Below are 24,424 nucleotides of genomic sequence, written 5' to 3'. Positions count from 1 at the left end.
GTTCGATGATCCGCCAGCAAACCGGCCGATGCCCGCGGTGAAGCGGGCATCGTTCAGCGCGCCGCCGCCGGCTTGCCGAACGCGCCGAGAATCTTCTTCTCGAGCGCGATGTAGTCGCGGCCGAAGTGGTGATCGCCCTGCGTCTTGATCACGTCCGCGCCCGTGTTCACGAGCGCCGGACACATCGTGTCCTTCTCTTCGGCTCCGTAGAAGCACTGCACGAGCTGCGGCGGCACTTTCGCCATTTCCGGCGCGACCTTCAGCGCCTTGTCGCTCGCGGGCATGCCGAGCCAGCCCGTCACGCGGATCTGGAAATCGGCCGCCGGCGCGAAACCGAGCAGCGACATCACGACGACCTTGTCGCGCAGGTCGGCCGGCAGCCGGTTGTACGCGAACGGCATCACGTCGGCACCGAACGAGTAGCCGACCAGCGCCACGCGGTTCGCATGCCAGCGCGCCATGTAGGTACGCATCACACGCGCGAGATCGCGGCTCACCTGTGCAGGCGGCTTCTCGCTCCAGAAGTAGCGCAGGCTGTCGATGCCGACCACCGACACGCCGTCGCGCTGCAGCGCCTCGGCGATCGTCTTGTCGAGGTCGCGCCAGCCGCCGTCGCCCGAGATCACGATCGCGAGCCGGTCGCTGCCGCCCTTGGCCGGCAGCTCGACGAGCGGCAGGTCCGACACGTCGAGCTCGTCGCTGCTGTTGTTGTCGCGCAGGTGCGACGTGACGAGCGACACGAGCTTCGCGGTGTCGCCGTCGGCGGCCGTTTCGACGAAGCCCGGCATCGCGCGGCGCACGATCGTCGCATCGGGCGGGCACGGCTTGAAGCGCGGATCGAGCTTCACGGGGCCGACCGCTACAACGCCGGCGATCGTATTCTCCGGCGCCATCGACAGGATCTGCTTCGCGATCGCACCGCCCTGGCCCACGCCCGCGACGATCGGCGTGAAATACCGCGACGATTGCGCGAGACGCTCGAGCTGGTGGCTGACCGCCTCGGCGTCGCCGTCGAGGTGGTGGCAGGTCTCCTGCTTCGCGGAGAGATTCGCCGCGTAACGCTCGGAATCGACGCCGACCGTCATTGCACCGGCCTTCGCGAGCGCGTCGGCCGCCTGCTGATCGGCGGCATTCCAGCCGGCCTCACGCGAGAACAGCACGACGAAACCGCGTAGCGGCCCGCTCGGCCTGGTGACGGTGACGGGCCCATAGCGGCCGCCCGACACGGTTTCGGCCTTTATAGCGGCCGGCTGCGTGGCGCACGCGGCGCCGGCCAGCATCATTCCCGCGCAGGCGGCTGCCGCCCGCGCACATACCTTCTTCAACATCATGAACGCCGACCTCCAGCCAGCAATGACAGATCCGCAAGCGTGACGAACACGCCGACCGAGCCCGAGGCCGCGAGATAACGCGGCTCCCAGTGCGGTTCGAACTTGCTCTTGAAAGCGCGCAAGCCGCGGAAGTTGTAGAAGCGGCCGCCGAAGCGCCAGACCATCAGGCCGAGCCGGTGCCACGGCGACGGCATCTTCGCCGCCCCCATCCCCGAGAACGGCGCGATGCCCAGGCTCAGCTTGCGGAAACCCGCTTCCTTCAGATGCAGCGCGAGCTGCGTGAACAGATACTCCATCGCGTACGGCGACGCGTCCGGCAGATGGCGCATCACGCCGACCGTCGCCTCGGTGTTGAGGTCGGTCGTCATGAACGTGACGAACGCGATCGGCTTGTCGGCCTGCCGCACGAGCATCACCGACTGCGTCGCGAGATAGCCGTCGTGGAACGCGGCCACCGAGAAGCTCTTCTCGCGTGCATCGCGGCTGTCGAGCCAGCCGTCGGAAATGCCGCGCAATGCCGGCAGCGCGGCCGGCACGTCGCACGGCGCGATCACCTCGACCGTCAGCGCGTCCTTCTCGCCGCGGCGCAGCGCGTAGCGCAGGTGCGAGCGGTTCGAACCCTTCAGGTCGAACTGGCCGAGCGCGATATGCGCTTCCTCGCCAAGCTTCATCAGCGTGAGCCCTGCGTCGAGATACAGCGGCAGCGCGTTCGCACGCACCTGGTAGAACGCCGCCCGGCCGCTGTGCGCGTGTGCGAGCGCGATGAACTTGCTGATCAGCGCCGGCCATTCCTCGCGCGGCCCGACCGGGTCGTGCAGCGCCGCCCACGTGCGGCCGTTCTTCGCGTACATCAGGAACGCCTGCCGCGATTCCGAGAACAGGAACGACTTGTCGCCCATCAGCGCAAGGCCCGCATCGCTGCACTCCTGCGCACGGATGATCCGTTCGGCGTCGAACAGGTCCTGCTGCACCGGCCTCACGAAACGGCCGGGCGCCGGGCGCAGCAATTGCCACAGTGCGAACAGCGCGACGAACACGCCGGACGCGAGCGTCGCGCGCAGCGCACGCGGCGCGCGCGCATCGAACGAGAAATGCGACCACAGCTCGCGCGTGTACGGCACGTCGCGGAACGCGAAGAACAGCACCCACACGGCCAGCATCAGCACCATCGCCACCGACACGAACCAGCTCATGGTGAAGCGTTCGGCGAGCAGCGACGAATGACGGTTGAAACGGCGGCGGCTGACGAGCAGCAGCACGAGCAGCGTACCGAGCACACCGGCCTCGACGAACGCGAGGCCCTTCGCGAGCGAGAGCGCAAGGCTCGCGAGCGTCAGCGCGAAGGTCATCCACCACGCGCCGTCGAGCCGGCGCAGCAGCCCGCGCGCGACGAACAGCAGCGCGACGCCGAGCACGCTGCAGATCACCTGCGAGCCTTCGAGCACCCACAACGGCACGAGGTGGCGCAGGATGGCGATCCGGTGCCAGAACGCGGGCGTCGCGCTCGAGATCACCAGCATCCCGCCGACCGCGAACGTCACGAGGCTCAGGAACACCGGGGCGAGCTGCGACACGCGCACGGCCTGCCGCGTCACGAGCCGGCGGCGCAGCGCGCGGCCCTCGAAGCCGGCCAGCAGGCCGGCCGACAGCACGAGCGGCACGCCGAAGTAGATCGCGCGATAGGCAATCAGCGCGGCGACCATCTCGTGCGCGGGCACTTCGCGGCCGAGCGTGAAGACCATCGCGGCCTCGAACACGCCGATCCCGCCCGGCGTATGGCCGATCATCCCGAGCAGCAACGCGGCCGCGTAGACGGTAATGAAGGTCGAGAAGCCGACCGGCGCGGCCGGCAGCAGCACCCACAGCGTCAGGCCCGCGGCAACGACGTCGAGCACCGCGTAGACGACCTGCGCGACGAGGTCGCGCCGCGCCGGCACATCGAACGACAGCCACTTGAAGCGCGTGACGACCGGGCGCGCGGCGTTTCCGCACATCACGACCATCGCGGCCAGCACCACGAGCAGCGCGGCGCCCGTCCACGTGAGCACGCCGGGCGCGACGTGCAGCATCGCGGCGAGCGCCTCCGGCACGCAGACCATGCCGACCGCCGTCATCAGCACCATCGCGAGCGCCAGCGTGCCGCTCGTGAATACCGTCATCCGGCCGATCTGGGCGGGCGTGACGCCCGACACGCCGTACACGCGTGCGCGAACCGCACCGCCCGTCAGCGCACCGAAGCCGGTTGCGTTGCCGAGCGCCGATCCGGCAATCGCGCCGATCCACAGCGCGACGCGCGGCACCTTCGCGGCGACATAGCGCAGGCCGACCGCGTCACGGGCGACGAGCGCGAGATAGCTGAGGGCCGTCGCGGCCAGCGACGCACCCCACTCGCCGACGGACATGTGACGCAGCTGGCGGATCACCGACCGGTAGTCGACGGATTCCGACAGGTGCTGGAAAACCACGATCAGCAGCAGGCCGATGCCGAGCGCGAGCAGCGGCGACAGCACGCGCTCGTTGCGGATCAACGCCCGGGCACGGGCGATCACCGCCGCGGCGCGGCCGGGCGAACCTGAGTGGCGGGAAGACATAAGTTGTTCAGTGGTGGTGCATAGCGTGTCGCGGCGCAAGAGGGCCAGGCGGCGACGAATCTGGTTGTTCTGCGTGGGCGGTCGGCCTGAGACGGGGGCAGGCGGCGCCTGGATCAGAACTTACGAGTATACGGAATTTATATTACAGAATCTTTCAGGTTCACATTGTGCGGTTTTGTGGCTCGCCGGGCGTGTCAACAACGCATAAAAATCGCGCAGCCGAAAAACGCAAGGTGCGCATCATACCGGGAACCGGAGCGGTTTTTTCATCGGAGGAATGACTTGTGATGCATTTGGGAGAAATCTGCCGGACGAGGCGCGGCGAGCGAGGACGAAAACGTGATGCGGCGGGGCTTTTCGGGGATGGGGACGGGTCGATCCGGGGCACGCGCCACCGCTTTACGACGACACGAAAATGCACAGTGCCCCATTACTTCGCCCGCTCATGCTCCCCCAACCCGATCGCCTTGTAGTCGTAAGTCGGATAGAACTCCGTCCGGTACGCGCCCCACGCCGTATCCTCGAGCACGCGATTGACCTCGCGCAGCCGCGACGCAGGTAATCGCAGCACGACGATCTGCCCGATCCCCATCGTCACGGTCCAGCTCACCACTTCGACGCCCGGCGGCGGAAACGCCTTGTAGAACCCCTGCTTCGCAAGCTGCGCATTCAACTCGGCAAGCGGGCGGGACTGGTCGTGTTTCAGGAAAACGGTCAGCAGTACCGCGTTGTCCGGCGTCGCGGCGGCCGAGCCGGCCGGCACGGTCGACGTCTGGTTCTGGGTCTGGCCGATGGCCGGCGCGCCGCAGGTCGCCGCAGCGGCCAGCATCGCGGCGATCGCCAGGGTTCGAATCGGGAAATGCGGGAATGCCGTCATGACGCGACTCCATGGATACGTGGCTGGAGCCGCCATCATGCGCCGCCGGATAAATCGCTGCAGTCGGCCGGCCGAAGCGGTTACGCCGCGTCCGCGCCTTCTCGCCCGCGCAGCACGTCGATGAACGCGCGCAGCTTGGCCGGCACATGCTTGCGGTTCACGTAGTACAGCCACATCGGCGGCAGCGTCCGGCACACGCCCGGCAGCACCTCGACGAGCGAACCGTCGCGCAGATCCTGTTCGATCCGCTCACGCATGAAGGCGAACGCGATACCGACACCCTCACGCGCCGCATCGATCACCGCATCCGCATCGTTCGTCACGAACACGCCGTCCGGATCGAGATCGACGTCGCGCCGCCCGTCGTGCAACAACCACTTGTGCAGCCGCCCGCTTCCCGTGAAGCGGAATCGGATGCACGCGTGACGCTCGAGCTCCGCCATCGACGCCGGCGCGCCATACCGCGCCAGATAACCGGGCGACGCGACCAGCGCACACGTCAGCGCCGGTGCGATCCGCACGCCGATCATGCCCGGCTGCAGGCGGTCGGCGAGCCGGATTCCCGCATCGAACCCGTCCTTCGCGATATCGACCAGTTCGTTCTCGTAGCGGATCTCGAGCCTGACTTTCGGGTAGCGCTCGCGGAACGCGGCGAGCACCGGCGCAATCACGAGCGTGCGCGCCAGCGGCAGCGCGGTCACGCGCAACAGCCCGCTCGGCTCGCTGCGCGCATCCTTCAGCTCGTCGCGCGCCTGCGTGACCTGCCGGTAGGCCGGTTCCGTCTGCCGCCAGTAGCGCTGGCCTGCTTCCGTCAGGCTCGCGCCGCGCGTGCTGCGGTTGAACAGCTTCACGTTCAGCTCGCCCTCGAGCTGCCCGATCGCGAGGCTGACGGCAGCCGGCGTCAGGCCGAGCACGGCGGCGGCCCGCGTGAAGTTGCCGGCCGTCGCGACGGTCATGAACACGTGCAGCCCGGCCATCGGATCGCGTCTGCCCATCATTAAAAAAACTTGAAACTCCTTCGAGCGGAATACGGATTCTCCCATATACCGCAGCTGCCTACACTGGCGTTGTCGTCCCACCGGAGCCCTGCATGAACCCGCCCACCACCGCGCTGCCGCTCGCAGCCGCCCGCCGCACGATCGACGCGGCACTCGCGCATGCCGCATCGCTGCAGGTCGCCGGCATCGCCATCGCGATCGTCGATGCCGGCGCGAACCTGCTCGCGTTCGTCCGCACCGACGACTGCTTCCTCGGCGCGATCGATCTCGCGCAGCGCAAGGCGCTTACGGCGGTCCGCTTCCGCGCTTCAAGCGGCGCACTCGGCGCGATGTCGGGCGATGGTCCGCTGCGCGGCATCGAGCACAGTCACGGCGGGCTCGTCACGTTCGGCGGCGGCGAACCGCTCGTCGATGCCGACGGGCGCTGCGTCGGCGCGATCGGCGTGTCGGGCGGCAGCGTCGACGAAGACACCGCGATCGCGCGACAGGGCCGCGACCGCTTTCCGGCAACGTTCCACTCCACCAGGTAAGCACATGGCACAGAAACGCATCCTCATCACCGGCGCAGGTACCGGCTTCGGCCGCGAAGTCGCGCTGCGGCTCGCCGAACGCGGTCACGACGTGACGGCCGGCGTACGCGCTACCGCCGAAATCGACGCACTGACCGCCGCTGCCGCGCAACGCGGCACCCGATTGCACGCGGTCAAGCTCGACGTCACGTCGGCGCACGATCGCGCCCGCGCGGCCGAACTCGACATCGACGTGCTCGTGAACAACGCGGGGGTCGGCGAAGCCGGCGCGCTGGTGGACCTGCCGGTCGAGATCGTCCGCGAGCTGTTCGACGTCAACGTGTTCGGGCCGCTCGAACTCACGCAGCAGATCGCGCGCGGCATGCTCGCACGCAAGCACGGCAAGATCGTGTTCGTGTCGTCGATCGCGGGCCTGATCACGGGGCCGTTCACGGGCGCCTATTGCGCGTCGAAGCACGCGGTCGAATCGGTGGCCGAGGCGATGCAGGCGGAACTGGCGCCGCACGGGATCCGTGTCGCGGTCGTGAACCCCGGCCCGTACAGCACGGGCTTCAACGACCGGATGATGGAAACGACGCGGCGCTGGCGCGATCCGGCCGTGCACACCGTGACGCCCGAGCGGCTGACGTTCCCGCTCGAGCAGCACGATCCGGAGGAAATGATCGCAAAGATGGTCGACGTGATCGACAGCGACGGCGGCGCATTTCGCAACCTGCTGCCGGCATCGTCGGAAGCATTCGTGCGCGCCGAACAGGCACGCGCATGGGAGCGGCAGCAGTAACGCCCCGCCGGCCGGGCGGCGGACGCCGGACGGCGACCCACCGCTCGCGTGATCAGTACACGTCGCGCATGTAGCGCCGTGCCTTCGAAAGCCGCGCGACGTAGTCGTTCGCGGCTTCGTCCGACATGCCGCCATGCTCGGCGACGACGGCCTTCAGCGCCGTATCGACGTCCTTGGCCATCCGTGCGGCGTCGCCGCACACGTAGAAGTGCGCGCCTTCCTCCAGCCACGCGTACAGCTCGGCTCCCTGCTCGCGCATCCGGTCCTGCACGTAGATCTTGTCGGCCTGGTCGCGCGAGAACGCGAGATCGAGCCGCGTCAGGAAGCCGCTGTCGTGCATCGCGCCCAGTTCGTCGCCGTAGTAGAAATCGGTCTGCGCGTGCTGCTCGCCGAAGAACAGCCAGTTGCGCCCGCGCGCGCCGCGCGCCTGCCGCTCGTGCAGGAAGCCGCGGAACGGTGCGACGCCGGTGCCGGGGCCGATCATCACGATCGGCACGTCGCCGTTCACCGGCGGCCGGAAATGCGCGGATTTCTGCACGAACACCGGCACGCGGCCGTCGTCCGCGCGATCGGCGAGGAACGTCGACGCGACGCCTTTACGTGAGCGCCGGCCGTTGTGATAGCGCACGGCCGACACGGTCAGGTGAATCTCGCCCTGATGCGCGCTCGGGCTCGACGCGATCGAATAAAGGCGCGGCTGCATGCGCTTCAGCATGCCGACCAGTTCCGTGCCCGACAGCTCGACCGGGAATTCGTGCAGCACGTCCGCCAGCTGCTGCCCCCACAGCCATTGCTTCAGGTCGCCCTTGCGATCGTCGCCGAGCAGCGACTTCAGCGCGCCGTTCGCGCTGCGCGACGCGATGAGGGCCAGCGTGTCCGGATGCGGGCGCGTGATGTCGAAGTGGCGCGCGAGCGCATCGCCGAGCCGGATATCGCCGACGCCCGCCACCGACACCGGCGCATCGGCCTTCAGCGCTGTGACGGACAGCAGTTCGTCGACCAGCTCCGGGCAGTTGGTCGGCCACACGCCGAGCGCATCGCCGGTTTCGTATTCGAGGTTCGCGCCTTCGGTCGACAGCGACACGTAGCGCGTATCCTTCGCCGCACCCGGACGGTTCAGCCGCAGGTTCGCGACGAGCTTCGACGGCGCCGGATGGGCCTTCGTCGGCAGCAGCCCCGACGGGCTCATCCCGCCGGCCGGCACCGCGTGCAGCGCGGCATCGGCCTCCTTGATCCGCGCGACGACGCGTTCGAGCCACTGGTCGGCATCGTGCTGGAATTCGACGTCGCAATCGACTCGGGTGCACAGGCGCGTCGCACCGAGTTCGGCGAGCCGCGCGTCGAGGCGGCGGCCATGGCCGCAGAACTGGTCGTAGTTGCGGTCGCCGAACGCGAGCACCGCGACATGCACGCCGTCGAGGCGCGCGGCGCTGCCGGCCTGCAATGCATCCCAGAATTCGCTGCCGTTGTCGGGCGCATCGCCGTCGCCGAACGTGCTCGTCATCAGCAGCACGTATTGCGCGGCGGCGAGTGAAGCGACCGGATAGTCGGACATGCACGCGGTGCGGATCTCGAAACCCGCGTTCATCAGCTTCGTCGCGTAATCCTCGGTCAGCGATTCGATGTTGCCGGTCTGCGACGCCCACAGCAGCACGACCTTCGGGCGCGTACGCACGATCCGCACGCCGCCGGGCGCGGCAGCATCGGCCGGCAGCGCGGGCGCCGCGGCAAGCGGCACCCCCGCGGGCAACGAGCGGCTGAACAGGCCCGCGAGCATCCCGTCGAGCCAGAACCGCACCGGCGGCGTCAGCGGGGCGGCGGCCGGCAGCACGGGCACGCTGCCTTCGCGCCGGCCGGCGCTCGCCTTCAGCCCGCTGACGAGGCCCGCCACATACAGCCGTTCGGTGTCGGTCAACGGCGGCGGCGCGAGATCGGCAACGCCGAGCGCGGCCGCGAAAGTGTCGATGTCTGCCATGTCGGATTCCTGTGAAGCAGTGGCCTGCACCATCGCCGGCACGGGCCGCGTGTCGGCGGTGCGTGCATCGGGTTGCGCCGTTTCGTCGTCGGCGGACGCGAACGCATCCGTGTCGACGCGCCGCAGCGCGACCGCGCAGTATTTCAGTTCGGGTTGCTGCGATTCCGGGTCGATCGCGTCGTTCGTCACCGCGTTGATGCACAGGTCGTCGCCGTACACGTCGTTCCAGTGCATCGGCGCGAAGCAGTTGCCGCGCTGCACGCGCTCGGTCACGACGGCCGGCAGCACCGCGCGGCCGCGTGCCGAGCGAATCTCGACGCTGTCCTTCGCGGCGATGCCGAGCGCGCTCGCATCGTCCGGATGCAGCTCGACGAACGGGCGCGGGTTGAGCTTGTTCAGCATCGCGACCTTGCCGGTCTTCGTCATCGTGTGCCACTGATGCTGCAGCCGCCCGGTGTTCAGCACGATCGGGAACGTGTCGTCGGGCAGCTCGGCCGGATCGACGTGCGGCCGTGCGAAGAAGCGAGCCTTGCCCGACGCCGTCGGGAACGCGATGCGCGGCGCATCGTTGCCGTCGGCCGCCGGGCGCGGCGTCTGGCTCACGCCGTCGTTCAGGTAGCGGATCGGATGCCGCTCGCGCGCGGTGCCCGGCGCGACCGGCCACTGCACCGGACCGTCGCGCAGCGCCGCGTGACTCGCGCCGCGCAGGTCGTAGCCGGTCGCCGGATTCGAGAAACGGACGATCTCGTCGAACACGTCGGCCGCCGACGCATAGTCGAACGCATCGCCGAAGCCCATCGCGCGTGCGACTTCCGCGACGATGCGCCAGTCGGGCAGCGCGTCGCCGGGCGGTGCGACCGCCGCGCGCATCAGCGTCATGTTGCGCTCGGAGTTGATCATCACGCCGTCGCCTTCGGCCCACAGCGCGCCCGGCAACAGGATGTCCGCATAGCGGTTGGTCTCGGTATCGAGGAACGCATCCTGCGCGATCACGAGTTCCGCGGCCTGCAGCCCGGCGATCACGTTCTGCCGGTTCGGCACGGTCGCGACCGGGTTCGTGCAGACGATCCAGCATGCCTTGATGTCGCCGGCCGCCATGCGTTCGAACAGGTCGACCGTGCCCTTGCCGGTGTCCTTGCGCAGTGTGCCGGCCGGCACCCGCCACAGGTTCTCGACGAAACGGCGGTCGTCGTCCGACAGCACCGAGCGCTGGCCCGGCAAGCCCGGACCCATGTAGCCCATCTCGCGCCCGCCCATCGCGTTCGGCTGGCCGGTCAGCGAGAACGGCCCGCTGCCGACGCGGCAGATCGTGCCCGTCGCGAGATGCAGGTTGCAGATCGCGTTGGTGTTCCACACGCCGTGCGTGCTCTGGTTGAGCCCCATCGTCCAGCAGCTCATCCAGTCCTGCGCGTCGCCGATCCATTGCGCGGCCGTGCGGAGGTCGGCTTCCGCGAGCCCCGTGATCGCCGCGACACGCTCGGGCGTGTAGTCGGCGAGGAACGCGGGCATCGCGTCCCAACCTTCGGTGTATGCATCGATGAACGCGGCATCGGTGCGGCCGTTCGCATGCAGCAGGTGCAGCAGCCCGTTGGTCAGCGCGAGATCGGTGCCCGGCCGGATCTGCAGGAACAGGTCGGCCTTGTCGGCCGTGCCGGTGCGGCGCGGATCGACGACGATCAGCTTCGCGCCGGCCTTCACGCGATCCATCATCCGCAGGAACAGGATCGGATGGCAGTCGGCCATGTTCGCGCCGATCACGAAGAACAGGTTCGCGCGATCGAAGTCCTGGTAAGACCCGGGCGGGCCGTCCGCGCCGAGCGACTGCTTGTAGCCGGTGCTCGCGCTCGCCATGCACAGGCGCGAATTCGACTCGATGTTGTTGGTGCCGACGAAACCCTTCGCGAGCTTGTTGACGAGGTATTGCGCCTCGATCGACATCTGTCCCGACACGTAGAACGACAGCGCGTCGGGGCCGTGCGCATCGAGCACCGCGCGCAGGCGGCGCGCGGTTTCGGCGATCGCGTCGCGCGCGGGCAGCGGCACGAGGTCGTCCTCGCGCGCACGCCGCACGAACGCGCGGTCGAGCCGCCCGGAGCGGCGCAGCGCGACGTGCGCCGACGAACCCTTCGTGCACAGCCGCCCGAAGTTGGTCGGATGGTCCGAGTCGCCGGACACCTTGACGACTTCGCCATCCTCGACGTGCAGCACCATTCCGCAGCCGACGCCGCAGTACGGGCACACGCTCTTGACGGGGGTGGCGGTCATGCGCGCTCCGGGACGGTCAGGCCGCGATCCACACGAAGCCGTCCTCGACCCGCGACGGATACGCGCTCACCGACTGGTCGGGCGCTTCCAGGCATTCGCCGGTGCGCAGGTCGAAGTGCTGCTTGTACAGCGGCGATGCAACCACGACGCGCTCGCCGAGGCTGCCGATCAGCCCGCGCGACATCACGGCCGCCTGCGATACCGGATCGACGTTGTCGATCGCGAACACGCCGCCGTCGGCATGCGCGACGTGAAACACCGCGACCTGCTCGCCGTTGACGAGCGCACACACGCCGGTGTTCGGCACGATGTCGTCGAGCGGGCACACACGGGTCCAGGACAGCGGAAGACGATCGTTCATGATGGGCTCCTTGAAGTGATGCGGGTATCGGTCAGGCGGTGGCGGTTTCGGTGGCGGCGTGCGCCGCGCTTTCGGCGACGACGGGGATCGGCACGGGCTTGCCGCCCGCGCGCTCGCCGGGCGTCGCGGGCCGGATCTGGCCGCGCGTCTCGACGAATTCGATGTTCGTGTCCGGCGCGTCGCTGTTCACGAAGTGGCGGAAGCGCTTGCGCGTGTCGGGATCGGTCACGGCCTTCTTCCATTCGCACTCGTAGGTGTCGACCACGTGCTGCATGTCGGCTTCCAGCTCGGCGCCGATCCCGAGGCGGTCGTGCACGACGACGTCGGTCAGGTAGTCGAGGCCGCCTTCGAGGTTGTCGCGCCATACGCTGGTGCGCTGCAGCCGGTCGGCCGTGCGCACGTAGAACATCAGGAAGCGGTCGATGTAGCGGAGCAGCGTCGCGCGGTCGAGATCGGACGCGAGCAGCTCGGCGTGGCGCGGCTTCATCCCGCCGTTGCCGCACACGTACAGGTTCCAGCCCTTTTCGGTCGCGATGATGCCGACGTCCTTGCCCTGCGCTTCCGCGCACTCGCGTGTGCAGCCCGATACGCCGAACTTGATCTTGTGCGGCGCGCGCAGCCCCTTGTAGCGATTCTCCAGGTCGATCGCGAGGCCGACCGAATCGTCGACGCCGTAGCGGCACCACGTCGACCCGACGCACGACTTCACGGTGCGCAGCGACTTGCCGTAGGCATGCCCCGATTCGAAGCCGGCCGCGATCAGTTCTTCCCAGATCAACGGCAGTTGCTCGACGCGCGCACCGAACAGGTCGACGCGCTGGCCGCCCGTGATCTTCGTGTACAGGCCGTATTTCTTCGCGACCTGGCCGACGGCGATCAGCCCTTCAGGCGTGACTTCGCCGCCCGGCATGCGCGGCACGACCGAGTACGTGCCGTCGCGCTGGATGTTCGCGAGGTAGTAGTCGTTCGAATCCTGCAGGCTCGCATGTTCCTTCTTCAGCACGAACTCGTTGAAGCACGACGCGAGGATGCCCGCGACGGCCGGCTTGCACACGTCGCAGCCGAGCCCGTGGCCGTGCTTCGCGAGCAGTTCGTCGAAGGTCGTGATGCGCTCGACGCGAATCAGGTGGAACAGCTCCTGTCGCGAATGCGGGAAGTGTTCGCACAGATGGTTGTTGACCGCGAGGCCCTGCTTCTTCATCTCGGCCTTCATGATCTGCGTGACGAGCGGCACGCAGCCGCCGCACGACGTGCCGGCGCCCGTGCACGTCTTCAGTGCGCCGAGGCTCGTCGCGCCGTCGGCGACGGCCGTGCAGATCTGCGATTTCGACACGTTGTTGCACGAGCAGATCTGTGCGCCGTCCGGCAGCGCGTCGACGCCGATCGCCGGCTTCGCGACGCCGTCCGACGACGGCAGGATCAGGAATTCCGGCGACTCGGGCAGCTCGATGCGGTTCAGCATCATCTGCAGCAGCGTGCCGTATTCCGCTGCATCGCCGACCATCACCGCGCCGTGCAGGAACTTGCCGCAATCGGACACCACGAGCTTCTTGTAGACCTGGCGGCGCTCGTCCGCGTACTGGTAGGTGCGGCTGCCGGCCGTCGTGCCGTGCGCGTCGCCGATGCTCGCGACGTCGACGCCCATCAGCTTCAGCTTCGTGCTCATGTCGGCGCCCGCGAACGCGGCTGCGTCGCCTGCCTCCCCGCCAAGCTGCTTCGCGACGACGCGCGCCATGTCGTAGCCCGGCGCGACGAGGCCGTACACCATGCCGTTCCAGGCCGCGCATTCGCCGATCGCGTAGATGTCGGCATCGCTCGTACGGCATGCGTCGTCGATCGCGACGCCGCCGCGCGGGCCGATGTCGAGCCCGCACGCGCGGGCCAGTTCGTCGCGGGCACGGATGCCGGCGGAGAACACGATCATGTCGGCGTCGAGATGCGTGCCGTCGGCAAATGCCATCCGGTGCGTGCCCGCTTCGCCGTCGACGATCTCGAGCGTGTTCTTGCCCGTATGGACGGTCACGCCGAGCGCCTCGATCTTCGCGCGCAGCATCCGGCCGCCGCCGTCGTCGACCTGCACGGCCATCAGCCGCGGCGCGAATTCGACGACGTGCGTCTCGAGCCCCATGTCGCGCAGCGCCTTCGCGCATTCGAGGCCGAGCAGCCCGCCGCCGATCACGACGCCGCGCTTCGCATGCGTGCCGCACGCCTGCATCGCTTCGAGATCCTCGATCGTCCGGTACACGAAGCAGCCTGCGCGGTCGTGCCCCGGCATCGGCGGCACGAACGGGCGCGAGCCCGTGGCCAGCACCAGCTTGTCGTACGCGAGCGTTTCGCCCGACACGAGCGTGACCGTATGCGCGGCGCGGTCGATCGACGCGACCTGTGCGTTCAGGCGCAGGTCGAACTGCGGGTGACGTTCGAAGAAGCCCGGTTCGACGAGCGACAGGTCGTCGGCCGACTTGCCCGCGAAGAATTCGGACAGGTGCACGCGGTCGTAGGCCGGGCGCGGCTCCTCGCCGAGCACGGTGACCTGCAGCGCGCCCGCCGTGCCGGCTTCCGCCGCGACGCATTCGAGGAGCTTGTGGCCGACCATGCCGTGGCCGATGACGATGAGTTTCATGATGGCGGTTCCTTCGGTCGATCAGTTTGCTGCGTTGGCGGCGGCCAGCGCGCGGTCGCGCAGCTCGGCTTCGCGTGCCTTGTGTTCTTCGCTGAAGCGCACGGCCATCGCGCACAGCGCGGTGGCCGTGACGGCGAGGCCGAGCATGCTCAGCGTCTGCTGGACGTCGCCGACGCCTTTCAGCAGGAACGCCGCGGCGACCGCGCCGACGTTGCCGCCCGCGCCGACGATCCCGGCGACGCCGCCGAGCGCCTTGCGGTCGATGAACGGCACCAGCGCGTAGGTCGCGCCGCACGCCATGTGCGTGAAGAGGCCGAAGGTCACCATCGCGACGAGCGCGATGCCGACGCTCTGCGCATGCGAGAACCAGATCAGCCCGAGCCCTTCGCCGATGATCAGTGCGCACAGCAGCGTCGCACGCACGTCGAGGCTGCGGCGCGCGGCGATCTTGTCGGACAGCCAGCCGCCGAGCGCGCGGGCGAACAGCGCGAGCAGCCCGAACAGGCCGACCGCGAAACCGGCGTCCTTCAGCGACAGGCTGAAGTGATCGACGTAGTACAGCGCGGCGATGTTGTGGATGAACACTTCGACGCCGAAGCACGCGCCGTACGTGACGAACAGCATCCACACGCGATAGTTGCCGCATGCGGCGAAGAAGCTCGCCCAGCCGCCCTTCTTGCCGCTGTCGACCGTCACGCCTTCCTTGCGCAGCGCGATGATGTCGCCTTGCGGGCAGTCCTGCGTGAAGCGCCAGTACGCCCAGGCCATCACGAGCATCGCGACGCCCGGCACGAACAGCGCGACGCGCCACGACGAATCCTCGCCGAAGCCGAGCATCAGGCCCGCGGCGACGAGCAGCGGCATCAGCGCCTGCGTCGCGCCCGCCCCTGCGTTGCCCCAGCCGGCCGTCGTCGCGTTCGCGGTGCCGACCACGTTCGGCGCGAACATCACCGACGTGTGGTACTGCGTGATCACGAAGCCCGCGCCGATCGCACCGATGCCGAGCCGGCAGATCAGGAACGACAGGTAGTCGTGCGTGAACGACACGGCGAACACGGGGATCGCGCCGAGCAGCAGCAGGCCGACATACACGCGGCGCGGGCCGAAGCGGTCGCACAGCGGGCCGACCAGCAGCCGCACGGCGATCGTCGCGGCCACCGCGGCGATGTTGATGTTCGCGACCTGAGCCGCGGTCAGGTGGAATTCGCGCGCGATGAGCGGCATCAGCGGCGCGCATGCGAACCAGGCGAAGAAGCACACGAAGAACGCCATCCACGTCATGTGGAACGCGCGCATCGGCGCGGTGCGGAAGCTGAAGAGATCGATACGGGTAGCTTTGTCGGTCATGTCATCCGCCAAACGAAAAACGGCGTCCTGCGCACCCGGTCTCGTCGAGACCCGATGCGTAGGACGCCGTTGCCCATGAAGCCCGTTGCCGGGCGCGTCAGTAATCGGTATTGCGGGCGAATCGCCGTTGATCCGCCCGGACCACCTTACGCAAACGCCGTGCCATGTCTCCCCGAACCGGGCCGGAAGCCGCGCCGGGCAAGGCTCGCCGGGCGACGCGCGGCGCGCTCCGGTGCATCGCGCGCGATGCGCCGTGATGCAGCGAGGCACAGATGTGGTGCGCTGCAGCACTGTCGCCGTGCGACATCGCGGTGCGCGCGGACGGGGCACGATGCACACCGATGCGGCATTGCGGCTGTCCGCGTACCGCGGCCGCCTCCCTACGCATGGCCGTCGCGCGGGGCGGCGCGCAATGCGATGGCCGCGCGTTGCGCCGGTTGGCCCGGATATTGCTGAACCTCATCCATCACACCGGCAACGGCGCCGGTGGGCAGTCCCCGCAAACCCGGCCCGCCCTTCACGGCGGCCCCGTCAGGACAACGGTGTCCCTCCGTGCGCGGCACGGCCGGATGCCGGTGCATGTCGACCGCCCGCCGCCGCCGCGCAGACCACGCGGTAACAGACCGCCGCACGCTTGCGATGCGGCACAGGAACACGACATGACGACTGGCAAAGTCACGCTGCTGGGCGCCGGCCCCGGCGATCCCGATCTCCTCACGCTGAAGGCCGTGAAGGCGCTGGCCGCCGCCGACGTGCTGCTGCTCGACGATCTGGTCGCGCCCGGTATCGTCGAACTCGCACCGCAGGCGCGCGTGATCCGCGTCGGCAAGCGCGGCGGCTGCCGCTCCACGCCGCAGGCATTCATCGAGAAACTGATGCGCCGCCATGCGCTGCGCGGCGCGCACGTGGTCCGCGTGAAAGGCGGCGACGCGCTGCTGTTCGGGCGTGCCGGCGAGGAACTCGCGACGCTGCGCGCGGCCGCGATTCCGGTCGAGATCGTCAACGGCATCTCGTCGGGATTCGCCGCTGCCGCGAGCCTCGGCATCTCGCTCACGCACCGCGAGCACTGCCAGGGCGTCACGTTCGTCACCGCGCACCGCCAGGATCACGGCGAACCCGACTGGGCACGGCTCGCGGCCAGCGGCACCACGCTCGCGATCTACATGGGGATGAGTCGGGTCGACAGCATTGCGGCGGGCCTGCTCGCCGCGCTGCCGGCCTCGACGCCTGCGGCGGCCGTGCAATGGGCCGGCACGCCCGACGAACGGCGCTGGACCGGCACGCTCGGCACGCTCGCGCGCGGCATCGAAGCCGCACGGCTCGGCAGCCCGGCCGTGATCCTCGTCGGCGGGGCGATCGGCGAAGCCGCCGCGCAGGGCGCGGACGCTTCAGCCGAAACCGCGCTGTCACGGGCCGCCTGACATGCACGGCGTCACGCGGCTTCGGCCGCGCCCCCTTCCCGTCACCACCGGCCGCGCATGCGGCCCGCATTCGTCGTCGGCACCGTGTACCGAAGCACCACCGCCCCCGTTGCCCGCCTCATGAGTTCGCCTGTCCTGTCCGCCCGCCTGCGCGTGCTGCTCGTCACCGACACCGACAAGCCGATCGGCGAGCTCGGCGACGCGCTCGCGCGCCTCGGCTACGAGATGCTGAACGACGTCGCGACACCCGCGCGCCTGCCGGCAGCCGTCGAGGAGCAACGCCCGGACGTCGTGATCATCGATACCGATTCGCCTTCACGCGACACGCTCGAGCAGCTCGCAGTCATGCACGCGACCGCACCGCGCCCCGTGCTGATGTTCAGCCACGACGCCGACCAGGCACTGATCCGCGCGGCGGTCGGCGCGGGCGTCAGCGCGTATCTCGTCGAAGGCTTGTCGGCCGAGCGTCTCGCACCGATTCTCGAAGTCGCGCTCGCGCGCTTCTCGCACGACGATGCGCTGCGCCGCCGGCTGGCCGACGTCGAGCGCGAGCTCGCCGAACGCAAGCTGATCGACCGCGCGAAACGCGTGCTGATGGACCAGCGCAAGCTGTCCGAACACGACGCATATGCGACGCTGCGCAAGCGTGCGATGGATCAGGGCCTGCGCATCGTCGACGTCGCGCGGCAACTGCTCGACGCGTCACCCCAGTGATGACTGCCATGGATACCTCAACTCCCGCCGCGCCGGAACGCGCGCATCTTCGCCTCGGGTTCGTCGCGCTGAGCGACGCGGCCCCGCTGATCGTCGCGCAACGCCTGAACCTCGGTGCGCGTCACGGCCTCACGCTCGAACCGAGCCGCCAGCCGTCCTGGGCTGCCGTGCGCGACAAGCTGTTGAGCGGCGAGCTCGACGCCGCGCATGCGCTGTACGGGCTCGTCTGCGGGCTGCAACTCGGCATCGGCGGCCCGCAGGCCGACATGGCCGCGCTGATGGTGCTGAACCGCAACGGCCAGGCGATCACGTTGTCGCGCGGTCTCGCCGACGCGTACCGCGAAACCGCCAGCGTGCACGCCGCCTTCGCGACGCTCGGCCGCAAACCCCTGCTCGCACAGACGTTCCCGACCGGCACGCATGCGATGTGGCTGAACCACTGGCTCGCGTCGCACGACGTCGATCCGTTGCGCGACGTGCGCAGCGTCGTGATCCCGCCGCCCGAGATGGTCGCCGCGCTGGCCAGCGGCGAGCTCGACGGCTTCTGTTCGGGCGAGCCGTGGCACGCGGTGGCCGACGCATGCGGCGCGGGCCGGACTGTCGCGGTCACGAGCGAGATCTGGCCCGATCACCCGGAGAAAGTGCTCGCGACCCGACGCGACTTCGTCGCGCTGTATCCGGCCACCGCACGCGCGCTGGTCCGCACGCTCGTCGATGCGTGCGCATGGCTCGACAGCGCCGCGCACCGGCGCGAGGCGGCCGACTGGCTTGCCTCGCCCGATGCGCTCGGCGTGCCGGCCCGGCTGATCGCACCGCGCCTGCTCGGCGACTACGGCGCCGGGCCGTTCGCCGCGCCGCCGCTGCCGATCCGCTTCCACGACGGCGGCACCGTGAACCGGCCCGATCCGCGCGAAGGCCGGTGGTTCCTGTCGCAATATCGGCGCTGGGGCATGCTCGACGGTTCGCACGACGATGCGGCGATCGCCGCAGCGATCGCGCAGACCGCGTTGTATGATGCTGCGGTCGCCGAAGGCGGTGCAGCCGGGCCGTCGCAAGCCTGATGCGCGCCGCGCGATGCAGCCGGCGCGCCCGCCCGGATCGCGCCACGTCGATCCGGGCCGCCCGGCCGCTGCCCGCCTGCATGGCCCGGCCGACACCGCGTTGCCACTCCGTCCCCGATCAGAATCGATGCCGAAACGAACGCGCACGCCGCTCGACGTGCTGCTCACCGAAATCCGCGCGTGCCGTGCCTGCGAAGCCGACCTGCCGCTCGGCCCGCGCCCCGTCGTGCGCGCCCATCGCGACGCACGCATCCTGATCGTCGGGCAGGCGCCGGGCGCGCGCGTGCATGCAAGCGGCATCCCGTGGGACGACGCGAGCGGCAAGCGGCTGCGCGGCTGGCTCGACGTCGACGCCGACACCTTCTACGACGAAACCCGCTTCGCGATCGTGCCGATGGGTTTCTGCTATCCGGGCCGCGGCGCGAGCGGCGACAACCCGCCGCGCCCCGAATGCGCGCAACTGTGGATCGACCGGCTGGTGGCCGAACTGCCGTCGATCCGGCTGACGGTGCTGATCGGCCAGTACGCGCAGCGGCATTTCCTGCGCGGCACGCGCAAGGCGACGCTGACCGACACCGTGCAGGCATGGCGCGACTACGGCCCCGACGTGCTGCCGCTGCCGCATCCGTCGCCGCGCAACCAGGCGTGGTTCAAGCACCATCCGTGGTTCGACGCCGAGGTCGTGCCCGAGCTGCGCCGCCGGGTGGCGCCGCTGCTCGATCGATGAACCCAATCACCGGCGGCATCGCCATGCTTCGCGTCCCGCCCAATGTCCCCGCAACCTGCTGATGAATACCACCTCGACCGACCTCGATATCGACTTTGCCTGCACCGGATGCGGCGCATGCTGCCGCGACCTGCGCATCCCGCTGACGCTCGACGAAGCGATCGCCTGGCTGCAGCGTGGCGGCCACGTCGAGCTGCTCTGCGATGCGATGCCGTGGCTGGTCGAGCCGGAGCCCGACAACGGCTTCGCCGCTTACAAGCGCGCACGCTCGACCGCCGCGCTCAGCGGCTCGCTGCCGATCCGCGTCACGGTCATGCTCACCGCATCTCATGCCGGGCCGTGCCCGAACCTGCTCGACGACCTGCGCTGCGCGATCTACGACGAGCGCCCGCTCGTATGCCGGATCTATCCGGCCGAAGTCAATCCGTTCGTGCCGCTGACGCCCGGCAACAAGGGATGCCCGACCGATGCGTGGCAGCACGCGCCGCTCATCCGCGGCGGCACGCTGGTCGACTCGGAGACCCACGAAAACATCGCGCGCTCGCGCGCGGCGAGCGAAGCCGAGACGCCGTTGCGCGCCCGGCTGTGCGCGACTCTGGGCATCGACACGGCGGCCGTCGCCAATGAGGGATACGTCGTTCATGCGCCGCCCGCCGCCACCTTGCTCGCGGCGCTGACGGGCCTGCGCGTCGCGTCGACGGCTGCCGCCGACGACACGACCGAATGGAAGCTGGTATCGAATCGTGTGTCCACGGTGGACGCGCTTGCATCGGTCGGCGCATCGGGCCTGCGTGCCGGCGACGGCACGGGCCCGCACTCAGCCTATCTCGGCTTCCATCCGGACGCCTGATTGCCGCGCCGCGGCGCACCCGCACGTTCCGGCGGCGCCCGGTTCGCTGTACCATCGCGGCTCAACCGCGTCACGAACAGCAGAATCCTCATGCCCTCCACCGCCCCGCCGCGCCTGTACGGGATGCCCGAACGCAGCGACCGGCTCGACTTCTACATCCGCGACCAGGCGTCGCGCCAGGCGATCACCGAGCCGCACCGGCACGCGTATTTCCAGATCCAGTTCAACCTCGGCGGCGACACCGAGCAGCGGATCGGCGGCGTCACGCGGCCGTTTCCGCGCGGCGCGCTCGCGTTCGTGCTGCCGCACCGCGAACACCTGATTCCGCATCCGGAAGGCGCGCACTTCATCGTGATCAACTTCAGCCAGGCGTTCCTGCGCGCCGATCTCGACGTCGATCCGCTCGACCTCGAGGACGTACCCGCGCACCGCTTCCCCGAGCTGACGCCGTTCCGCTTCCAGGAGCATCTCGATTTCATCCTGACCGGCGACGCTTACGACGAAGCGCGCCGCCTCGCGCTGTGCATGCTCGACACCGATCGCGCACGTACGTTCGGCTCGACCACGTTGCTGCGCGGCTACCTGCTGCAGCTGATCGGGCTCGTCTGCACGCAGTACGCGGGCGCGCTCGACAAGCTCGCGCAGCGCGGCGCCCAGCGGGCGGGCCGGCGTGACGCCCTGGCGCGCGTGCTGCGCCACGTGCGGGCGAACCTGACCCGCGAGGACCTGACGCTCGCCGCGACCGCCGAGGCGGCATTCCTGTCCCCGAACTATCTCGCGCACCTGGTCCGCAAGGAAACCGGCAGCACGTTCACCGATCTCGTGACCGAGCGCCGCATCGCGCTCGCGCAATCGCTGCTGGCCCATACGAGCCGGCGCATCGCGGACATCGCGCGCTCGGTCGGCTTCCGCGACGAAGGGTATTTCGCGCGGCGCTTCCGTGCGCGGGTCGGCGTTTCGCCGAAGGCGTACCGCGACGCGAACGCCGCCCTGCCGGCCGGCGACGACACGCAGCCGGCCGCCGACGCGTAGATTTGTCCCGGTAAAACGCAGTTGCGTCGCATCCGGGGGCACGCCCGTCGGGTATCGTTGCATGCATGCCGGCCCGTGTGCCGGCGTCCGTCTTCCTACCGAACGAGGCCATCCGATGTCCGCCTATGTCATCGACGCCGCCGAGCGTCCTTCCGTCGAAGTCGAACAGTCGTCCGCGCGCTTTCCGGTGCGCCGCGTCTTCTGCGTCGGCCGCAACTACGCCGACCACGCCCGCGAAATGGGCGCCGATCCCGATCGCGAACCGCCGTTCTTCTTCACGAAGCCGGCCGATGCGATCGTCCCGGCCAACGGCACCGTCGCCTATCCGCCGCTGACGAACGACCTCCATCATGAAATCGAGCTGGTCGTCGCGATCGGCAAGGACGGCCGGTCGATCGACCCGGCCGACGCGCTGTCGCACGTGTGGGGCTACGGCGTCGGCGTCGACCTCACGCGCCGCGACCTGCAGGCCGAAGCGAAGAAGCTGAGCCGTCCGTGGGACTGGGCGAAGGGTTTCGACGCATCGGGCCCCGTGACCGCGCTGCGCGCGGCGACGGCCACCGGCCACCCGGCAACGGGCCGCATCTGGCTCGCGGTCAACGGCGACACGCGCCAGCAAGGCGACCTGGCCGACATGATCTGGGCGGTGCCCGACGTCATCGCGTACGTGTCGCGCTCGGTCGAGCTGAAGGCCGGCGACCTGATCTTCACCGGCACGCCGGCCGGCGTCGGTGCGCTGCAGCCGGGCGATCGCGTGACGGGCGGTGTCGACGGCGTCGCGACGTTCGAATTCGTGGTGGGCGCGAAGCCGTAACGCAACGCGTCATGCAGGCGGCCGCCCTGGGCCGCCCTGCGTACCCCGATGCCGGTCAGTCGTAGCGGCGCAGGAATGCGTCGGCGACGGCCGGCGGATTCAGCGCTTTCGCCGATGCGTTTTCGAGCGCCTCGGCTGTGTCGTCGTCACTGATCGTCACGAACAGTGTGATGGCTGCCCGTTCGTCGCCCGTACCGAACAGGCCCTCGCGATCGAGCAGACGCAGTGCCTCGATCATGTCGGCGTGCAGTTGCCGGGAAAATTCCGCAAACCGCGACCGGACGAACTGCGGGCTCAGCACTTCGTCGGCCAGCCGGCCGCAGATCGCATTGAACGGCGTAGCCTCCGCCGCCTCGTAGGCCCATTCGGCGGAACCCCACGTGTACCAGGGATCCGGATCGTCGTCCGCGACCGCCCCTTGCGTGCGCATCCGGCGCAGCCCTTCGACCGAATTGGCCGCCGGCACCACCGTCATGGCGCCGCTGTCGGTGTACAGCGCGAACGCGTAGAAATGCTCGTCCGGGTGCAACGCCCGCAGTGCCTTGAAGGTCGCCCTCGCGGCATCGGCAATGTCCCGCTGGAAATCTGAAAAGTCGCTCATCGCATCCTCGCCCAGTCACCCTTCCTGCGCGTCGGGGAACATGGCTCGCAGATGGTGCGTCGTCTCCCGGTATTCGACGGATTGTCCGTCATTCGGCCCCACCACGGTACCGGGTCGCACCCGCGGTCATTGGGCGGCGTCCCGTGCGTCGAACACCCGCACGCACACGGCGGCCGCCAGCGCGATCGCCGCCGACAGCAGCATCATCGCGAGCGGCACGTAGCCGGCGTTGCCGGCGGTCAGCACCGCGCCCGTCAACGACGCCATCGCAGCCCCGCCGCCGATCGTCATCGCGCCGGCCAGCCCGGATGCGCTGCCCGCCAGTTCCGGGCGCACCGACACCGCGCCTGCATGGGCACCCGGATTGGTCAGCCCATTGCCGATGCCGACCAGCACGCACGGCCCGAACCACGCGAACGCATGCGTCGCACCGCCGGCCATCAGTGCAAGGCCGACCAGCGGCCCCGTACACGCGACGAGCCGCCCGCCCAGGATCGTCGTGGCCAGCGCGTAGCGACGTGCGACCCGTGCAGCCAGAAAGCTGCCGCAGACGAAGCCGGCCGTGATCGTCCCCATGTAGAAGCCGATCTCCGCCGGCGCGATCCCGAACACCGCTTTCGCGGCGAGCGGCGCACCGGCCAGGAACGCATAGAACGAGCCCGTCGAAAACGCCATGCAGAGCGCGTAGGCCCAGAAACGGCGCGCACGGAGCAGCGCCGGATACGCGCGCAGCTGCTGCCGGAGGCTCGACGACCGGTTCGCGTGGGTTTCGACGAGATCGAGCACACACCAGCCGAACAGCGCGAGGCCGACTGCGCCCAGCAACCAGAAGCTCGCGCGCCATCCGGCCATCTGGTCGAGCGCGCCGCCGAGCGTCGGGCCGAGCATCGGCGCAAACGCGGCAGCCATCGCCGCATAGCCGATCCGGCTCGCTGCGCGCGCCCCGCCGTCGGTATCGCGGATCGTCGCCATCGACACGGGATAGACCGACGTGACAGCAGCCTGCATCAGCCGGCACGCGAGAAACACGCGGATATCGGTCGCCATCGCGCAACCGAGCGAACCGAGCGTGAACATGCCGACGCTCGTCAGCACGATCGGCCGCCGCCCGAACCGGTCCGACAGCGGCCCCGTCACGCACTCCAGCGACGCGGCCACCGCGGCATAACCGCCGAGCGACAGGGCGACGAGCGCATAGTCCGCGTGCAGGTCGCGCGCGATCGCCGGCAGCGACGGCAGGAACAGGCTCAGCGGCAGTACCGAGAGCGCGCAGAGCAGGATCAGCGTCGCGTGTCGCGGCGACGCCGGTTCGGAAGCGGTCGACAGGTTCGGTTCCAAGCGGATTGCCCTCCGCGCACGTGCCGCACGGCCGCGCGCAACGCAAAAAAAAGCCCCCGAACGAGTCGGGGGCGCATGGGTGCCGGCGCGGTGTCGCTACCGGACCCTGCGCCTGTGGACTACGACGATGAAACAAGCGGTGTTCATGCCGAATGGCTCCTGAATGCGTGACTGACTGCCAACGATA

The 24,424-nt window shown here is 69.4% G+C and carries 19 protein-coding genes; 9 read left to right on the top strand and 10 right to left on the bottom strand.

What is annotated here, in order from left to right:
- Nucleotides 1-53: 53 nt before the first annotated feature.
- The 4 genes from AC5LXK_RS22935 to AC5LXK_RS22920 all read right to left on the bottom strand — a co-directional run bounded on the left by AC5LXK_RS22935 (nucleotide 54) and on the right by AC5LXK_RS22920 (nucleotide 5,794).
- Nucleotides 54-1,331 (bottom strand): virulence factor family protein, encoded by a 1,278-nt coding sequence (locus tag AC5LXK_RS22935; protein ID WP_493393766.1) that lies wholly within the window; start codon nucleotides 1,329-1,331, stop codon nucleotides 54-56.
- Nucleotides 1,328-3,922: a bifunctional lysylphosphatidylglycerol flippase/synthetase MprF gene (mprF, locus tag AC5LXK_RS22930; RefSeq protein ID WP_493393765.1), complete on the bottom strand. Its 2,595-nt coding sequence runs from the start codon at nucleotides 3,920-3,922 to the stop codon at nucleotides 1,328-1,330. Before mprF ends, AC5LXK_RS22935 begins: the two co-directional genes overlap by 4 nt.
- A gap of 430 nt (nucleotides 3,923-4,352) precedes the next feature.
- Complete coding sequence (locus AC5LXK_RS22925; protein ID WP_493393764.1) at nucleotides 4,353-4,799, bottom strand: hypothetical protein; 447 nt, start codon at nucleotides 4,797-4,799, stop codon at nucleotides 4,353-4,355.
- An 80-nt stretch (nucleotides 4,800-4,879) separates the two neighbouring features.
- Nucleotides 4,880-5,794, bottom strand: coding sequence for a LysR family transcriptional regulator (locus AC5LXK_RS22920; protein WP_493394036.1), 915 nt, complete (start codon nucleotides 5,792-5,794; stop codon nucleotides 4,880-4,882).
- A 95-nt stretch (nucleotides 5,795-5,889) separates the two neighbouring features.
- Here AC5LXK_RS22920 and AC5LXK_RS22915 point away from each other — a divergent pair, with 95 nt between their 5' ends.
- Nucleotides 5,890-6,327 carry a GlcG/HbpS family heme-binding protein gene (locus AC5LXK_RS22915; protein ID WP_493393763.1) on the top strand — a complete coding sequence of 146 codons (438 nt, stop codon included), beginning with the start codon at nucleotides 5,890-5,892 and terminating at the stop codon, nucleotides 6,325-6,327.
- Between the two features lie 4 nt (nucleotides 6,328-6,331).
- Nucleotides 6,332-7,108, top strand: coding sequence for an SDR family oxidoreductase (locus tag AC5LXK_RS22910; RefSeq protein WP_493393762.1), 777 nt, complete (start codon nucleotides 6,332-6,334; stop codon nucleotides 7,106-7,108).
- Between the two features lie 52 nt (nucleotides 7,109-7,160).
- Here the strand turns inward: AC5LXK_RS22910 and AC5LXK_RS22905 are convergent, their stop codons facing one another.
- From AC5LXK_RS22905 to AC5LXK_RS22890, 4 genes are read right to left on the bottom strand one after another with little or no spacing between them, the layout of a single operon-like run.
- Nucleotides 7,161-11,348 (bottom strand): bifunctional nitrate reductase/sulfite reductase flavoprotein subunit alpha, encoded by a 4,188-nt coding sequence (locus AC5LXK_RS22905; protein ID WP_493393761.1) that lies wholly within the window; start codon nucleotides 11,346-11,348, stop codon nucleotides 7,161-7,163.
- Between the two features lie 16 nt (nucleotides 11,349-11,364).
- Nucleotides 11,365-11,709, bottom strand: a complete 345-nt coding sequence (nirD, locus tag AC5LXK_RS22900; RefSeq protein ID WP_493393760.1) for a nitrite reductase small subunit NirD — start codon at nucleotides 11,707-11,709, stop codon at nucleotides 11,365-11,367.
- Between the two features lie 31 nt (nucleotides 11,710-11,740).
- On the bottom strand, nucleotides 11,741-14,332 hold the full coding sequence (nirB, locus tag AC5LXK_RS22895; protein ID WP_493393759.1) for a nitrite reductase large subunit NirB: 2,592 nt from the start codon (nucleotides 14,330-14,332) through the stop codon (nucleotides 11,741-11,743).
- Nucleotides 14,333-14,353: 21 nt separating this feature from the next.
- On the bottom strand, nucleotides 14,354-15,679 hold the full coding sequence (locus AC5LXK_RS22890; protein WP_493393758.1) for an MFS transporter: 1,326 nt from the start codon (nucleotides 15,677-15,679) through the stop codon (nucleotides 14,354-14,356).
- A gap of 659 nt (nucleotides 15,680-16,338) precedes the next feature.
- On the opposite strand from AC5LXK_RS22890, the gene cobA reads away from it, so the two are divergent.
- The 7 genes from cobA (at nucleotide 16,339) to AC5LXK_RS22855 (ending at nucleotide 22,298) form a co-directional block, all read left to right on the top strand.
- Nucleotides 16,339-17,100: a uroporphyrinogen-III C-methyltransferase gene (gene cobA / locus AC5LXK_RS22885; RefSeq protein WP_493393757.1), complete on the top strand. Its 762-nt coding sequence runs from the start codon at nucleotides 16,339-16,341 to the stop codon at nucleotides 17,098-17,100.
- 120 nt (nucleotides 17,101-17,220) lie between these two features.
- A complete protein-coding gene (locus AC5LXK_RS22880; protein WP_493393756.1) occupies nucleotides 17,221-17,814 on the top strand; it encodes an ANTAR domain-containing response regulator in 594 nt (197 codons plus the stop codon).
- Nucleotides 17,815-17,822: 8 nt separating this feature from the next.
- On the top strand, nucleotides 17,823-18,875 hold the full coding sequence (locus AC5LXK_RS22875; RefSeq protein WP_493393755.1) for a CmpA/NrtA family ABC transporter substrate-binding protein: 1,053 nt from the start codon (nucleotides 17,823-17,825) through the stop codon (nucleotides 18,873-18,875).
- 127 nt (nucleotides 18,876-19,002) lie between these two features.
- Nucleotides 19,003-19,602, top strand: coding sequence for a uracil-DNA glycosylase family protein (locus AC5LXK_RS22870; protein ID WP_493393754.1), 600 nt, complete (start codon nucleotides 19,003-19,005; stop codon nucleotides 19,600-19,602).
- Nucleotides 19,603-19,663: 61 nt separating this feature from the next.
- The gene (locus tag AC5LXK_RS22865; protein WP_493393753.1) at nucleotides 19,664-20,452 is read left to right on the top strand and encodes a YkgJ family cysteine cluster protein; all 789 of its coding nucleotides are present in this window, start codon (nucleotides 19,664-19,666) and stop codon (nucleotides 20,450-20,452) included.
- Nucleotides 20,453-20,542: 90 nt separating this feature from the next.
- Nucleotides 20,543-21,484, top strand: a complete 942-nt coding sequence (locus tag AC5LXK_RS22860) for a helix-turn-helix transcriptional regulator (protein WP_493393752.1) — start codon at nucleotides 20,543-20,545, stop codon at nucleotides 21,482-21,484.
- A gap of 115 nt (nucleotides 21,485-21,599) precedes the next feature.
- A complete protein-coding gene (locus tag AC5LXK_RS22855) occupies nucleotides 21,600-22,298 on the top strand; it encodes a fumarylacetoacetate hydrolase family protein (RefSeq protein WP_493393751.1) in 699 nt (232 codons plus the stop codon).
- Between the two features lie 55 nt (nucleotides 22,299-22,353).
- Here the strand turns inward: AC5LXK_RS22855 and AC5LXK_RS22850 are convergent, their stop codons facing one another.
- Nucleotides 22,354-22,899, bottom strand: a complete 546-nt coding sequence (locus tag AC5LXK_RS22850; protein ID WP_493393750.1) for a DUF4303 domain-containing protein — start codon at nucleotides 22,897-22,899, stop codon at nucleotides 22,354-22,356.
- 126 nt (nucleotides 22,900-23,025) lie between these two features.
- Complete coding sequence (locus tag AC5LXK_RS22845; protein WP_493393749.1) at nucleotides 23,026-24,237, bottom strand: MFS transporter; 1,212 nt, start codon at nucleotides 24,235-24,237, stop codon at nucleotides 23,026-23,028.
- Nucleotides 24,238-24,424: the final 187 nt, after the last annotated feature.

The organism is Burkholderia pulmonis (genome assembly GCF_984667975.1).
Note: the sequence above shows the minus strand (reverse complement) of the source record. Positions and strands in the feature narration are given on the sequence as shown.